We start from the raw sequence: 15,276 nt of genomic DNA on the forward strand, positions 1-15,276 counted from the left end.
TCAGAACTCCAGCACCGCGTCCAGTCCACGGTGCAGGCCAAGCAGACCGGGCACCTTGCGGATCGCCAGCAACGCGCCATCCACGTAGGGTTTCGCGCTGCCGCCCGCGTTGTGGCGAATACTTAGGGTCTGGTCGGGCAGGCCGAAGAGGGTTTCGGCGCCCAGCACGAAGCCCGGCAGGCGCACCGCATGCACCTGACTGCCGGCCAGGGTGCCTCCGCGCGTCTCGCGCAGGCCACGGGTTTCTTCCAGCGGCACTTCCAGCCGCGGCTGGCGCACCTTGCCCATGCGCGTGGCCAGCTCGCGCACGGTGCCGCTGGGCGCGTCCGGCTTGCCGGCGTAGGCGTAGTCGATGATCTCCCATTGCGGCAGGATCTTCGCCGCCATCTCGGAGAACTTGATCAACAGCACCGCGGTGAGCGCGAAGTTGCCGCAGGCAAGCACGCCTCGCCCTTGCTTGCGCGCCGCCGCGTCGATCTGCGCGTAGTCCTCGTCGCCAAGCCCCGATGTACCCACCACTACGTGTGCACCACGCTCCAACGCGGCAAGCACGTTCGCCCGCGCGGTATCGGGATGGGTGTATTCGACGAACACGTCGCAGGGCGCGGCCAGTGCTTCGACCGCGTTGGCGAAGACCGGCGTGGCGATCGAGGCATCACCCAGTGCTTCACCCAGCAGTTGGCCGGCGTGCCGGCGCGATACCGCGGCGACCAGCTCCAGATCCGCACTGGCGGCAATGCCACACGCCAGTTCCGAGCCGGCCCAGCCGGTGGCGCCTGCCAGACATACCTTCAGCGTCATGCTTACCTCGCAGATCCATGCACTACGCCGGGGCGCGGCATGGCAATCATCGACTTATCGGGAATATGGACGTCGATGGTACCCACGCAGACACCCGCCGTCATACTCTCCACCCGCGCCCGACGCGCGACCGGCGCAGACCGGAACCAGGTGATCCGCTACGCTCGTGCGGTCCCGCCTTCGCTGGAGCCACCATGCATCTCGAACCACCGCACGCCGAACTGACATCCTTCAAGGATTTCGCCAAGCACTATCTGATGATCGTGCTCAGCATCCTTACCGCGCTGGGGCTGGAGGCGTGGATCGAGCACGCGCATCGCACGCACGCAGCAGCCACGGCCAGCGCGCAGATCGAGGCGGAACTGCAGACCAACCTCGCCGATATCCAGCGGATGCGCGATGCAGATGCAAAGCGCCTCGCCTTGCTGACGCAACTGGACAACTACCTCGTCCAGGCGGTGAAGGACGGCACCAGTGCCGCCACGATCACGCAGCATATCGACACGCAAATGGAAGGCGATTTCTCTCTTGGACTGCAGTTGCCGAAACTGCGCCACGAAGCCTGGGACGTGGCCGTCGCCAACCAGGCCGCCGGCTGGATCGATGCCGGCAAGCTGCGTCACTACGCCACGATCTACGCCTACCAGAGCGATTTCGAACGGCGCGTCTCGTTCAACACCAGCGTCAACTTGCAAGGCTCGAGGATGAACGACATCGACGCCGACCTGAAGGCCGGTACCCTCCAGCCGCTCGAGGTCATGCATACCGTGAATTCCATGGCCTCGTCGCTGGGCGACACGGTCATCGCACTGGATTCCATGAAACGGGCTTTCGGACATGAGCTGCCCGGCCTCGTCGCAGCGACATCCGCCGCGCCGGCGCACTAAGCATCGCTGTCACGGGCCATGTGCCCACGAAAAAGCCCGGCCGAAGCCGGGCTTTTTCGTTTCGGAAAAGAACGCGCGCCTTACTTCTTCTTCGGAATGTAGAGGTCGGTGATGGTGCCCTCGTAGACCTCGGCCGCCATGCCCACCGACTCGCCCAGGGTGGGATGCGGATGCACGGTGAGCGCGATGTCGGCGGCTTCGCTACCCATCTCGATCGCCAGCGCCAGTTCGGAGATCAGGTCGCCCGCGTTCACGCCGACCACGGCGCCGCCCACGATGCGATGGGTCTCTTCGTCGAAGATCAGCTTGGTGAAGCCTTCGGTGCGCGCGATGCCGATGGCACGGCCGGAAGCCGCCCACGGGAACTTGCCCACGCCCACCTTGAGGCCCTTCTCCTTCGCCTCGCGCTCGGTGACACCCACCCACGCCACTTCGGGATTGGTAAAGGCGACGGACGGGATCACACGTGCATCGAAATGTGCCTTGTGGCCCGCCGCGACTTCCGCCGCCACGTGTGCCTCATGCACCGCCTTGTGCGCCAGCATGGGCTGGCCGACGATGTCGCCGATGGCGAAGATGTGCGGCACGTTGGTGCGCAGCTGCGTGTCCACGTTGATGAAGCCGCGCTCGGTCACCGCCACGCCGGCCTTTTCCGCGCCGATCTTGTTGCCGTTGGGCGAACGGCCCACGGCCACCAGCACGCGGTCGAACACGCTGGTTTCGGGGATGCTCTCGCCTTCGTACTTGACCTCGATGCCCTTCTTGCCGGCCTTGGCCTCGGTCACCTTGGTCTTGAGGTGGATGCCCTTGACCTTGCCGCCCAGGCGCTTGGCCAGCGGCTTGACGAGATCGGCATCGGCGCCGGGGATGATCTGGTCCATGAACTCGACCACGGTTACTTCGCTGCCCAGCGCGGCATACACCGTGGCCATTTCCAGGCCGATGATGCCGCCACCGACGACCAGCAGCTTGCCGGGCACGTCCTTCATTTCCAGTGCGCCGGTGGAATCCATCACGCGCTCGTCGTCCCACGGGAACGCAGGCAGCTTCACCGACTGCGAACCGGCGGCGATGATCGCCTGCTCGAAACGGATGAGCTTCACGCCTTCGGCCGTCTGGACTTCCATCTCGTGCGGCGACACGAAGCTGCCGGTGCCGACCACCGCGCGCACCTTGCGCTGCTTGGCCATGCCGGCCAGACCCTTGGTGAGCTGGCCCACTACGCTGACCTTGAAGTCGCGCAGCTTGGCCAGGTCGAGCTTGGGCTTGCCGAAAGTGACGCCGTGCGCGGCCATCGCCTCGGCTTCGTCGATCACCGCGGCGGCGTGCAGCAGCGCCTTGGAGGGGATGCAGCCCACGTTGAGGCAGACGCCGCCCAGGGTGTCGTAGCGCTCCACCAGCACGGTGTCGAGGCCGAGGTCGGCGGCGCGGAACGCGGCCGAATAGCCGCCGGGGCCGGAGCCGAGGACGACGAGCTGGCAGGTGATGTCCGCGGCTTTCCCAGTAACAGCTCCCGCCTGCGGTGCTTTCGCCTCCTCTCTCCTTTGGGGAGAGGATTGAGGTGAGGGGCGGGCGCTTGCGGAAGCGCTCGGCGGGGCCGTCCCCTCACCCCTGCCCTCTCCCCGGGGGGGAGAGGGGGGCGCGACGCCGGCTTCGGCGGCGGTTTCCAAAAGCAGGATGACCGTGCCCTCGGATACCTCGTCGCCCAGCTTCACCTTGAGTTCCTTCACCGTGCCGGCGGCGCTGGAGGGCACTTCCATCGTCGCCTTGTCCGACTCCAGCGTGATGAGGCTCTGTTCCTTCGTCACCGTGTCGCCGGCCTTCACCAGCACCTCGATCACCGGCACGTTGTCGTGGCCGCCGATGTCGGGAACCTTGATTTCGATCGTGTTCGCCATGGGGAATCCTTTGTTCTTGTTCGCTACCTGTTGAGGCGGTGCCGTGAGCACCCGCCCCTCACCCTGTCCTCTGCCCCGTTTATCAAGTTTGTTTACGGGGGAGAGGGGAAAAGCAGGGCGTCAGAGCAGCAAGCGGCGGATGTCGCCGAGCTGCTTCGCCACGAAGGCGGCGAAGCGGGCGGCGAGTGCGCCATCGATCACGCGGTGGTCGTAGGAGAGCGACAACGGCAGGATCAGGCGCGGCGCGAATTCCTTGCCGTTCCACACCGGCTTGATCGCCGACTTGGAGACGCCGAGGATGGCCACTTCCGGCGCGTTGACGATGGGCGTGAACGCGGTGCCGCCGATGCCGCCCAGCGAGCTGATGGAGAAGCAGCCGCCGGACATGTCGTTCGGCCCCAGCTTCTTGTCTCGTGCCTTCTTGGAGATCTCGCCCAGCTCGCGGGCGAGGTCGAGCAGGCCCTTCTTGTCCACGTCGCGGATCACCGGCACCACCAGGCCGTCGGGCGTGTCCACCGCGATGCCGACGTGGAAGTACTTCTTGAGGATCAGCTTCTCGCCGGTCTCGTCCAGCGAGGCGTTGAACTGCGGGAACTCCTTCAGCGCCGCCACCACCGCCTTCATCTGGAACACCAGCGGGGTGATCTTGAGGTCCTTGTTCTCCTCGCCGAGCTTCTTGCGGAAGGCCTCCAGCTCGGTGATGTCGGCGTCCTCATGCTGGGTGACGTGCGGAATCATCGCCCAGTTGCGCGCGAGGTTGGCGCCGGAAATCTTCTGGATGCGCGAGAGCGCCTTCTCCTCGACCGGGCCGAACTTGCTGAAGTCCACCTTGGGCCACGGCAGCAGGTTGAGGCCACCGCCGGCGGCGACGGGCACACCGCCCTGCACCGGCCGCGCGCCCGAGGCCAGCGCGTGCTTGACGTAGGCGCTGATGTCGTCGCGCACGATGCGGCCGCCGCGCGCACTGCCCTTCACCTGCTGGATGTCCACGCCCAGCTCGCGCGCGAAGGCGCGCACCGCGGGGCTGGCGTAGGGCGCGTCGCCCGGCATCACGATGTTGGCGTCGAACGGCGGACGCACCTCCGGTGGTACGTCACCCTCCGGCGGGTTGCCGGGCAGCACGCCACGCCCCCCCTGGGGGTCGGGCTTTTCTTCCGCTTTCGGAGCGGGAGCCGGGGCGGGCGCAGGAGCAGCGGGTGCGGGGGCCGCACCCTCGGCCTCGATCAACGCGATCAGCGCGCCTTCGGAAACCTCGTCGCCCAGCTTCAACTTCATTTCCTTCACCACGCCGGCAAACGGCGCAGGCACTTCCATCGTGGCCTTGTCGGATTCCAGCGTGATCAGGCCCTGGTCCTTGGCGACACGGTCGCCCGCCTTCACCAGCACCTCGATCACCGGCACGCCGCCGTGGCCGCCGATGTCGGGCACGCGTGCTTCGCGGACGCCACCACCACTGCTGGCGGCGGCCTGGGGGGCAGGCGCAGGAGTGGGGGCGGGTGCCGGCGCGGCCGCCGCGGGAGCCGGGCTGGGTGCAGCCGCCGGTTGCGGCGCGGGGGCCGAGGCAGCGCCCTCGGCTTCGATCAGGGCGATCACCGCGCCCTCGGAAACTTCCTGTCCCAGCTTCACTTTCACTTCCTTGACCACGCCCGCGAACGGTGCCGGCACCTCCATCGTGGCCTTGTCCGACTCCAGCGTGATCAGGCTCTGTTCTTTCTCCACCCGGTCGCCGGGTTTGATCAGCACCTCGATCACCGGCACGTTGTCGTGACCGCCGATGTCGGGTACGCGGGCTTCTTGGATGGCCATGGTGTCTCCTGCGGATGGCGAGGGCAGACCGCAAAGGGGGACAGAGAGCGGCCGCAAGACTTGCATGATAGCGAACGAGGCATCCGGCGGAAGCACTACTTTCGCCGCCCCTGCACATGCGCATACGTATGCATGGCGTGACGGGCACCCCGTGACGTGCAGCCCATGCGGTCCCCTGCCTCGCCACCGCACACTGCATCCATCGCCCATAGCCGCCGCAACCATGCTCAGCATCAACCGCCTGTCCAAGACCTACGCCAATGGCGTGCGTGCGTTGCGCGATATCTCGCTGGAGATTCCCAACGGCATGTTCGGCCTGCTGGGGCCAAACGGCGCGGGCAAGTCCTCGCTGATGCGCACCATCGCGACCTTGCAGGAACCGGACGAAGGCAGCGTCCGGCTGGACGACCTGGACCTGCTGGCCAACAAGGAAGCCACTCGCCGCCTGCTCGGCTACCTGCCCCAGGAATTCGGCGTGTATCCGAAAGTTTCCGCGGAAGCGATGTTGGATCACTTCGCGGTGCTCAAGGGCGTCATCGCCAGGGGCGAGCGTCGCGAGCTGGTGGAGGCGCTGCTGCGTCAGGTGAACCTGTGGGACGTGCGCAAGCGCAAGCTGGGCACCTATTCCGGCGGCATGCGCCAACGCTTCGGCATCGCGCAGGCGCTGATCGGCGACCCGCGGCTGGTGATCGTGGACGAGCCCACCGCCGGCCTCGATCCGGAGGAACGCAACCGCTTCCTGAACCTGCTGGCCGAGATCGGCGAGCGCGTGGTGGTGATCCTCTCCACCCATATCGTCGAGGACGTCACCGACCTCTGCCAGCGCATGGCGATCATCGGCCAGGGCCAGGTGCTGCTCACCGGCGAGCCGCACGAGGCGATCCGCGCGCTGGAGGGCAGGGTCTGGCGGCGCAGCATCGACAAGGCCGAGCTGGACGGCTACCGCGCCCGCATGAACATCCTCTCCACCCGCCTCGCCGGCGGCCGCACCCTGCTGCACGTACTGGCCGACGAACAGCCGGAGGCCGGCTTCGAGCCGGTGGCACCCGACCTGGAAGACGTCTACTTCGGCCGCCTGCGGGCCCAGGCCACCACCCGTGCCGCCTGACGGACGGGCAGCCATGTTCCTCGAAATCCTCCGCTTCGAATTGCGCCAGCAACTGAAGGCGCCGCTGTTCTGGATCATCGCCGCGGTGTTTGCCGGACTGGCCTTCATCCTCACCTGTACCGACGCAGTGACGGCGGGCGGCGCCAGCGGCAATGTGCTGCGCAATGCCCCGCTGGTAATCGTGCGCCTGCTCAATGCGCTAGCGCCGCTGTGCATGCTTCTGGCCGCCGCTTTCGTGGCCGGCGCCGCGCTGCGCGACTTCGACCTAGGCACCTCCGAGCTGGTGTTCTCCACGCCATTGCGCAAGCGCGACTATCTGGGCGGCCGCTTTGCTGCGGGCCTGCTGGTGATGGTGGCGATCATGCTGCTGTGCGCGCTGGCGCTGGCCGTAGGCGGCAGCATGCCGTGGATTGACGCGACCCGGCTGGGTCCGCCGGACTGGCGCGGCTATCTCTGGGCATTCGGCGTGATGGTGTTGCCCAACCTGCTGTTCATCGCCGCAGCGCTGTTCCTGCTCGCCACCGCCACGCGCTCGCTGCTGGCCACGCTGATCGGCGTGATCGCCTTCATTGTGCTGTTGTCCATCGCCAAGCTGCTCACCCAGGACGTGAACCACTACACGCTGGCGGCCATCCTCGATCCATTCGGCAGTCACACGCTGCAGATCGTCACGCGCTATTGGGCACCGGAACAGACCAACCACCAGTTGCCGCCGCTGGACGGCCTGCTGCTGTTCAACCGGCTGCTGTGGATCGGTGTGGCCGTGGTGCTGGCCGCCACCGCCTTCGCGCTCTTCCGTCCGGACCGCGAAGGCATCAAGCTGCGCCGCCGCGCGAAACGCGCCGAGCCGCCGATGCTGCGCCCTGCCTTCATGGCCAGCACGATGGCCATGCCCAAGGTGCAGCTGGCCAACGATTGGCGCGCGCGACTGGTCCAGTTGCGGCAACTGACGGTATTCGAGGCAGGCAGCGTGTTGCGCGGCGTCCCGTTCCTGGTGATGGTGGCCTTCGGCCTGGTCAACCTGGTGTTCGCGCTGGCGCTGAGCGGTCGCATCTACGGCACCGCCACCTACCCGGTGACGCACAGCGTGCTGGACATGGTCATCGGCGGCACGCACTGGCTGCTGTACGTGATCGTGATGTTCTATGCCGGCGAACTCGTGTGGCGCGAACGCAACCAGCACAGCGCCGAGGTGAGCGACGCGTTTCCCTTGCCCGACTGGATTTCGCTGGCCGCGAAGCTAGGCGCGTTGCTGGCGGTGATTGTGCTCTACATGTTCGCCGGCGCCGTGTTCGGCATAGGCTGGCAGCTGACCCACGGCTACACGCACATCGAGCCCGGGCTTTATCTCGGCACGCTGGCGTTGCAGGCGATTCCGTTGGTGCTGCTGGCAGTGCTGGCGCTGTTCCTGCAGGTAGCCACCAACAACCGTTATGTGGGCTATCTGCTGGTGATCCTCTGGTTCGTCAGCCAACTCGCCCTGCCTTGGCTGCACTGGGACCACAACCTGTACAACTACGCCGGCGCGCCCGACGTGCCTTATTCGGATTTGAACGGCTTCGGCCACTTCCTGACCGGCGCACTGTGGTTCTACGCCTACTGGGCCTGCCTGGCGCTGGCGCTGCTGGTGCTCGCCGCGCTGCTGTGGGTGCGCGGCACCGGGGAAGGCTGGACGGAGCGGCTGCGCGAAGCCCGCGCGCGCCTGCACCCGGCCCTGGCGATGGTGCTGGCTTTTGCACTGCTGGGTTTCGTCGGCGTCGGCGGCTGGATCTTCTACAACACCAACGTGCTCAACCATTACGAGAACGGCACAGTGCAGCAGCGCGAACACGCCGACTACGAAAAGCAGTACGCGAAGTACGCCGACCTGCCGCAGCCACGCATCACCGCGGTGAAGGCCGAGGTCGACATCCATCCGTACCGGCGGCAATTGCATATTCATGCGCACTACACCTTGGTCAACAAGCACGACGTGCCTGTCACCGAACTGCTGGTGAACTACACCGCCGGTTTCGAACCGAGGACACTCGCGTTCGCACCGCACGACACGGAGAGCTTCGACCACCGCCTCGGCGTGGCCATCTACAAGCTCAGGACGCCGTTGGCGCCTGGCGCGTCGATGCCCTTCGACTTCGACCTCGACTACGCGCCCAAGGGCTTCACCAATGGCACCGGCGAGACCTTCCTGGTGCACAACGGCACTTTCTTCAACAGCTCGGTGCTGCCGCATTTCGGCTACCAGACCGGCGCGCAGCTCACCGATCGCAACGATCGCCGCAAGTACGGGCTGAAGGGCGAGCCGCCGCGCATGCCGCCGCTGGGCGACGAAAAGGCGCGCGCCAACACCTACATCGCCAACGACGCGGACTGGATCGATTTCGACACCACTGTCTCCACCGCCGCCGACCAGATCGCGCTGGCACCCGGCACGCTGGTGCAGGAATGGACCCAGGGCGGCCGCCGTTATTTCCACTACACGATGCAGCAGCCGATGCTGCCGTTCTTCGCCTGGCTGTCGGCGCGCTACGCGGTGAAGACCGTGGACTGGAAGGGCGTAGCCATCTCGATCTACTACAACCCCGATCATGCCTGGAACGTCGACCGGATGATCGAGGGTGTAAAGGACTCGCTGGACTACTACGACGCCCACTACACACCCTACCAGTTCAAACAGCTGCGCATCGTGGAGTTCCCCGGCTACGCCTCGTTCGCCCAGAGCTTCGCCAACACCATCCCGTTCTCCGAGTCGATCGGCTTCATCGCCGACCTGCGCGATACCAGCCAGATCGACTACGTGTACTACGTGACCGCGCACGAAGTGGCGCACCAGTGGTGGGCGCACCGCGTGATCGGCGCGGACATGCAGGGCTCGACCATGCTCAGCGAGTCGCTGGCGCAATACAGCGCGCTGATGGTGATGAAGCAAAGGTACGGCGCCGACCAGATGCGCAAGTTCCTCAAGTACGAGCTGGACAGGTATCTAGCCGGTCGCAGCACCGACAAGGTGGCCGAGGAGCCGTTGGCCAAGGTGGAGAACGAACAGTACATTCACTACAACAAGGGCTCGGTGATCTTCTACGCGTTGCAGGACTATGTGGGCGAAGACAGGCTCGACGCCGTCCTCAAGCAGTTCCTGCTCGACAAAGGCTTCCAGCAACCGCCCTACACCACCTCGAAGGAATTCATGAATGCGTTGTCCGCCGGACTTGGGCCGCAATGGCAGCCGCTGCTCGACGACTTTTTCTGGAAGATCACCCTGTTCGACGACCGCATGCTCAGCGCCACCGCGAAGGAACTGCCCGACGGCAGATACGAGGTGACGATGGAAGTGCACGCCGGCATGGTTCATGCCGACGGCAAGGGCAAGGAGGCATCTGCCGCGCCCGATATCCCCATCGACATCGGCGTGTTCGCCGCTTCGCCCGGCGGCGGCAAGGACGGCAGGCCGCTGTACCTGAAGAAGCGCATGCTGCCCGATGGCGACAGCACCGTCACCGTGACCGTGGACGGCAAGCCCGCGATGGCCGGCATCGACCCGTACAACGAACTGGTCGACAAGGTGCCGGACGACAACCGCAAGACGGTGACGGTGCAATAACCGGAACCTCGTGACAGCGCATCCTGCGCGAGACGCTCCTGCGCCTGACGTCGCGCACGGGACTGCAACTCAGCGGCTGCGTTCGTCGATATCGCTGACGCGGCCGTCGACCAGGGTGACCACGATCACCCTGCCGTCGTGGCGGTACTGCCATTGCTCGCCCGAAACCGCCTTGCCGGCAAGCGGGCGTGCACGTTTGCCGTGGCGTCCCTTGTCCTGTCCCTTGGCGTGCGACTTGTGCGAAGGCTTGCCAAGCAGCGCGGTCACGGTGGCTGCGCTGTCGCCCACCACCAGAACATGACTGCCCACGCGCAAGCTGTCGGTGGCGACAACTCTGTCTGCGCCAACGAACAGCAGGCACACCAGCAAGCCGGCGAACAGATTGCGATGCATGACACGCGCCTCGTGCGGGGGCGCATCGCGCCCGGTCAGGCAAACTAGCCCGCACGCATCGGCGAACGACACAGATGCACGCCGAGGATCGGGTGGGTGCGGCGCCCGCATCCGCGTAGCTGCCTGCCGTCAGGATCGTGCGTGGCTGGCCAGTTCGTGCATGTCCAGGTGAATTCCGCGCAGGCGTGGCAGCTGCCGACGCAAGCCCTTGGCAAATGCCTCCGGCAGGCCGGCAATCGCTCGTTCGAAGGCGCGTAACAACGCCGCTTCGTCTTGCGCCAGTTCACGGATCCAGGTGCTGTCGCGCCGCGTGCCGGCATGCGCCATCGTTTCGAACAACCGCCAACGCAACGCAGCGCGCCAACTGCCACGTGTGCGCGGCTCACCGCCGGCCTGCTCCACTTCGTGCTGCACGTCGGCGATGACGGCAGCAAGCGTCTGCGCGTCCTCCTCCAGTACCGCGCGCAGGCCAGGCTCGTTCACGGCCGAGGCAGCACGACGATACAGGCGGCACAAATCGATGCCACGGCGGATCAGTGGATTGCAGATAGTGCCTGCGAGGATGGTTGTCATGGTCGCCCCCGATATCGGCGCTGGGAGAGATGACGCCATCCTCGTGCATAGGCACTTAGCGGGAGATTAATCCGCGCCCACCAATTCTCTCCTCCGCCAACCCTCACTCACCAATCTGCAACAGGTTCAGCACACGACCATGGTCGTCGCGCACACCCTGCTGCAATGCCGACAACTGCTGGATCGCCGGGCACAAGGCGGCGATCTGCGGACGCAACGCCTGCATCCGCTGGCGCATGCGCGGTTCCAGCTGCGTCGCGAGGTTCGCGGCGCGATCGCGCAGGTCGGCGGCGCCCTGCAGGTCGCCGTTCATCGCCGCGTTCAGTGCCTGCTGGCCAAGATCCCCCGCGACCAACGGCAGCAGATCGCCTTGGATCCGGGTGACGAACTGGTTCATTGCATCGCCCTGCCAGTCCTTGGTGCTGTTGCTGGTCGCGATGCGCTGCTTCAGGCTGGCCGCGTCCGCCGCCAGCCGCTGGTCGAGCTGTACGCGCGTATCGGCGTCCAAACCCATACCCGCCGCCTCCTCATGCAGCCCCCGCACCGCGATATCCACACCCCGCTGGGCCACCGCACGCACACGGGGCGCCAGCGCACGCAGATCTCGCTCGAACAAGGCGAGGCGGTCCTGGTCCTCCGCATCCAACCTCACCGCCACGCCATCCACACGCAAGTTACCCTGGCTCAACTCCACCCGCACGGGTGCTGGCGAAGGGCGATCGAACAGCAGGCTGTCCGGCTGCAGCGTCACGTCGTAGCTGCTGGTGGCACGGCAGGTGGTAGCCAGATCCTGTGCGTGCAGCGGCAACGCGACGAACAACGGCAGCAGAAAAGACGTCAGGCGTGGAAGGCGCATCGGGGAAATTCCAAGAACACGATGGCGCAGCGATACCTTCCGCCGGAGCAACCCCTGCTGAACATAGGCAACGCCGCCACGGAAATACCCTGCAAATGGGGCGCCTTCCATGCAGCGCACGGATGCCAACCCCCGCAGGGCTGCGAGGGCCTGTCCACCATCTCCCTATGGCCCGAACAGGCAACGGCCGCTGGCATGGCCAAGTTGGACACCCTCGGTTTCCGGATACGACGCGGAGTAGCTGCCGTGTCCATCCATAGGCGGGAGTTGCTCCCAAACCCTCGATACGGCCTGCTGGTAGTCCCGGCGGGTTGAACCAGGCCGTCTACTTCTCTGGACTACCTCCCTTTGACTCGGGCAGCCCGTTCTGCGCCCATCGGGTCGGCCTCGTCGTGCCGCTGCTCCTGCGGTGGCGCGGGTCAGCCAAGGGAGGTGACTTGGGCGTCGGCAGGGAAACGAAAACGCCTCGTTCCTTAGGACAACGCAAAGCCTCTGGTTGGGGACGGCTGGATTGGAGATATTGAACAGGCCATAAGCGCCATACACGGAGCCCGGTCCATTCAGCAATGCATCCGCTCCAACCAGTTGCCCTTGCTCAACGGCGACGGCGGAACTGTCCGCGCACTACCGGCAGGCCCAATTGCCACGTCAGCCACAGCAGCACGGGGATCGCAGCAGCCTTCAACACCAGCGTCATGCGGTAGACGCGCCGCGCATGCACCACGGCCTGGCGAAGGAGGGCATCGTGGCCGAACTGGGCCAGCGCGTCGGCACTCGAGTGCTCGAACTGCGGCCACTGCGCCAGCATCATGCCGCCGCTGGCCAGCGCCCACAGCACCAGCGCGCCGCAAGCCGCGCGCAGCGGTATTCGCGCCCAACCCTGGCGCAGGATGCAACCGGCACACAGCACGATCAGCACGAAGGCAGCCACGAAATAGCCGATGTCCCAGGCGAGCATGCGGTGCATCGCGAGACTGTCCGCAGGCGACAGATTCGCCCGCTGCGCCCACAGCAACTGGGCGTGGCCAAGATTCACCACGCAGCCAAACGCTGCCAGCAGCAACACCAGCCAGACCATGACACGCCAAAATGCGAAGCTTCGCGGAGCTAGACCTGCCTCGGCCCGTACCGTCACCGCCATCAGGGCGTTGCCTTCTGCAGGCCGGCGAGATCGGCCAGCACCTGGCTGGAATTCGCCTTGGGATCCACATTGACGTAAACCTTCGCGATCTTGCCCTGCGGGTCGATCAGGAAGGTGGTGCGCTTGGCGTAGTGCATGCCCACCATGCTGCCGAGCACGCCATATTCGGAGGCCGTCTTGCGATCCGAGTCGGCGAGCAGCGGGAACGGCACGTGGTACTTGGCGGCAAAATCCGCATGCGACTTCACATCGTCCAGGCTCACGCCCACCACCGACGCACCCGCCTGCCGCAGTTTGGCGACGTCGTCGCGGAAAGTGCAGACCTCGGTAGTGCAGCCGGGCGTGAAATCCTTAGGATAGAAATACAGCACCAGCCAATGGCCGTGGTAATCGTCAGGGCTGCGCCAATGGCCGTTCTGGTCCTGCAGGCGGAAGGCCGGCGCGGCGGTACCGGCCTGCGGCAACGCATCGTCGGCAAACGCGGGAGCGGCGAGCAGGCCGCACAGCAAAGTCAAGGCGAACAACACTGAAAGGCGGCGCATCGCGGTACTCCGTGGAATGGCACTCCCCAGTGTACGCCGCTGCACAAGCGAAGGGCGCCATGCGGCGCCCTTCGCTTGTGCGGTTGACCTGATCGCTCAGGGACGGCTGATGGTGAACCGTCCCACGGACACGCCAAGGTTGATGCCTTCGCCATGGCCGGCCAGCGCCAGCGAAGTAGTGCCCTTGGTCAACACCTGCACGGTGCCGCTCTTCACCACGCCGGCCTCGGCACCGGCCTGCACGTACCCGCCAAATACATCGTCGAGGTCGCGCACATGCGTGATGTCTCCGGTGCCATGGTCGATGCGGTATTTACCGGCGGTGAGGCCACCGCCCACGATCGCGATTTTCACCGCCGCCTGCTGGCCGTTGTCGCAGCGCACGGTACCGCTGCCTTCGGCGTGCTTGTAGATGGCCGACCAACCCGACAGGCTGAAATCGAGGTGGCATTTCAGGTTCGCCTCTGCAGCATGGGCTGGCATGGCCGGCACGATTGCCAAAGTGCCCGTACCCAGCAACAGGGCGGCGGCCAAGGCGAGAGTACGCTTGCTCATTGTCGTCTCCTCAGTTTGCGAGCTTGTTGCGCCCGGCCAAACCTTTGGCGGGAACGCGTGATCCAGCGTCACCGCAGCATCGTGATGGGGGCGTGAGCCTCGCGCGCTTTCGTTCATCTTGATGTTTCGCTAACACAACGGGATCCACACTGCGCCTGACACGGCTTCGCCGCGACGGGAGTAGGCATGCCCAAGTATTCGCTGGTCGGTTACGACGGCTCGGATGCCGCCCGGCGCGCCTTCGCGTTCGCGATGGAACTCGCGCGCTGCGGCGGCGGCCGGGTGCGCGTGGTGTCGGTGCTGCAGGTGGCTGAAGGCGGCGATACTTGCGCCCTGATGATGACCGACAGCGGCACCCAGCGTGCGCAAGAGCTCAACGACGAGCTGGTCGCGCTCGATCCCGACACCGCTCGTCTCGTCGACATCGAACTCACCCATGGCAGTCCCGGCGACGTATTGCTCAGTCAGGTCGCCCAGCACGACATCGACCATATCGTGATCGGTCACACCGAACGCGGCGCGCTTGCGCGCTGGCTGGTCGGCTCGGTTTCCGACAACGTGCTGGCAGGTGCGCACGTGCCTGTGACGGTGGTGCGCTGAACCGGCTTCAACGGCCGGCGGGCACGGAGTCCTGTTCCCGCGACTCCGCGTCGATCTTGCGCTGCGCCTGCTGCTCCAGCTTCAGCCTGGCGACGTCGACCGGACGAATCTTCGTGATGAAACACGGCGGATAGCCGCGACCGGTAAGCACCTTGTCGAAGTTCATCGACACTTCGTTGGCGAAGGAAGTGAGCCCGATGGCGTTCGCGAATTCCAGGTTCGGGCACGTGCCCACGTCCAGCAGCCACGCACGGTTGGCCTGCGTATAGACGGCCAACTGGCCGTCGCTCAACGGCTCCCACGAGTACAGCTCGTAGAAATGAAAGCTGCGCACCGGCGCACCGGCGGCGGCCGCGTAGGCGGCTTGGCGTTGGGCCACCCGCTGCGCATACGGCGCGCTGGAGCAGGCGCTCATTGCCATCGCCAACGCAACGACCACCCACGAGGCTGTGCGGAACATGGCTGCGTCTCCTTTCTTCGATGCGCATTGGAACGCACGAATGGCAAGCCGGTGCACC

The 15,276-nt window shown here is 65.8% G+C and carries 14 protein-coding genes; 4 read left to right on the forward strand and 10 right to left on the reverse strand.

All coding sequences use genetic code 11. The features are described from left to right. Positions 1–801: a 4-hydroxy-tetrahydrodipicolinate reductase gene (gene dapB / locus ISP25_RS11330; protein WP_404613954.1), complete on the reverse strand. Its 801-nt coding sequence runs from the start codon at positions 799–801 to the stop codon at positions 1–3. 194 nt (positions 802–995) lie between these two features. Here dapB and ISP25_RS11335 point away from each other — a divergent pair, with 194 nt between their 5' ends. Beyond that, complete coding sequence (locus ISP25_RS11335; RefSeq protein ID WP_192158585.1) at positions 996–1,688, forward strand: hypothetical protein; 693 nt, start codon at positions 996–998, stop codon at positions 1,686–1,688. A gap of 80 nt (positions 1,689–1,768) precedes the next feature. Here ISP25_RS11335 and lpdA read toward each other — a convergent pair whose 3' ends face one another. Next, the gene (lpdA, locus tag ISP25_RS11340) at positions 1,769–3,586 is read right to left on the reverse strand and encodes a dihydrolipoyl dehydrogenase (protein ID WP_404613957.1); all 1,818 of its coding nucleotides are present in this window, start codon (positions 3,584–3,586) and stop codon (positions 1,769–1,771) included. Between the two features lie 120 nt (positions 3,587–3,706). Next, entirely contained in the window at positions 3,707–5,392 is a 1,686-nt protein-coding gene (aceF, locus tag ISP25_RS11345; RefSeq protein WP_404613959.1) for a dihydrolipoyllysine-residue acetyltransferase, read from the reverse strand. A gap of 223 nt (positions 5,393–5,615) precedes the next feature. Between aceF and ISP25_RS11350 the strand changes: the two genes are divergently transcribed. Together ISP25_RS11350 and ISP25_RS11355 are read left to right on the forward strand one after the other, a co-directional pair. Continuing rightward, positions 5,616–6,500 carry an ABC transporter ATP-binding protein gene (locus ISP25_RS11350; protein ID WP_192158580.1) on the forward strand — a complete coding sequence of 295 codons (885 nt, stop codon included), beginning with the start codon at positions 5,616–5,618 and terminating at the stop codon, positions 6,498–6,500. A 13-nt stretch (positions 6,501–6,513) separates the two neighbouring features. Further along, positions 6,514–10,098, forward strand: a complete 3,585-nt coding sequence (locus tag ISP25_RS11355) for an ABC transporter permease/M1 family aminopeptidase (protein WP_404613961.1) — start codon at positions 6,514–6,516, stop codon at positions 10,096–10,098. A gap of 69 nt (positions 10,099–10,167) precedes the next feature. Here ISP25_RS11355 and ISP25_RS11360 read toward each other — a convergent pair whose 3' ends face one another. From ISP25_RS11360 to ISP25_RS11385, 6 genes are all read right to left on the reverse strand, one after another. Next, a complete protein-coding gene (locus tag ISP25_RS11360) occupies positions 10,168–10,491 on the reverse strand; it encodes a DUF2845 domain-containing protein (RefSeq protein ID WP_192158578.1) in 324 nt (107 codons plus the stop codon). 129 nt (positions 10,492–10,620) lie between these two features. After that, entirely contained in the window at positions 10,621–11,064 is a 444-nt protein-coding gene (locus tag ISP25_RS11365) for a PA2169 family four-helix-bundle protein (protein WP_404613963.1), read from the reverse strand. Positions 11,065–11,167: 103 nt separating this feature from the next. Continuing rightward, on the reverse strand, positions 11,168–11,920 hold the full coding sequence (locus ISP25_RS11370; RefSeq protein WP_404613965.1) for a DUF2884 family protein: 753 nt from the start codon (positions 11,918–11,920) through the stop codon (positions 11,168–11,170). A 595-nt stretch (positions 11,921–12,515) separates the two neighbouring features. Continuing rightward, entirely contained in the window at positions 12,516–12,998 is a 483-nt protein-coding gene (locus ISP25_RS11375) for a hypothetical protein (RefSeq protein WP_404613967.1), read from the reverse strand. 62 nt (positions 12,999–13,060) lie between these two features. Then, the gene (locus ISP25_RS11380) at positions 13,061–13,603 is read right to left on the reverse strand and encodes a redoxin domain-containing protein (RefSeq protein WP_404613969.1); all 543 of its coding nucleotides are present in this window, start codon (positions 13,601–13,603) and stop codon (positions 13,061–13,063) included. Positions 13,604–13,699: 96 nt separating this feature from the next. Then, positions 13,700–14,158 carry a hypothetical protein gene (locus ISP25_RS11385; RefSeq protein WP_404613970.1) on the reverse strand — a complete coding sequence of 153 codons (459 nt, stop codon included), beginning with the start codon at positions 14,156–14,158 and terminating at the stop codon, positions 13,700–13,702. Positions 14,159–14,344: 186 nt separating this feature from the next. Here ISP25_RS11385 and ISP25_RS11390 point away from each other — a divergent pair, with 186 nt between their 5' ends. Continuing rightward, a complete protein-coding gene (locus ISP25_RS11390) occupies positions 14,345–14,758 on the forward strand; it encodes a universal stress protein (protein ID WP_192158566.1) in 414 nt (137 codons plus the stop codon). A 7-nt stretch (positions 14,759–14,765) separates the two neighbouring features. Here ISP25_RS11390 and ISP25_RS11395 read toward each other — a convergent pair whose 3' ends face one another. Then, the gene (locus ISP25_RS11395) at positions 14,766–15,218 is read right to left on the reverse strand and encodes a DUF6491 family protein (RefSeq protein WP_404613972.1); all 453 of its coding nucleotides are present in this window, start codon (positions 15,216–15,218) and stop codon (positions 14,766–14,768) included. Between the last annotated feature and the right edge of the window lie 58 nt (positions 15,219–15,276).

The sequence above is a fragment of the Rhodanobacter hydrolyticus genome (assembly GCF_044904645.1).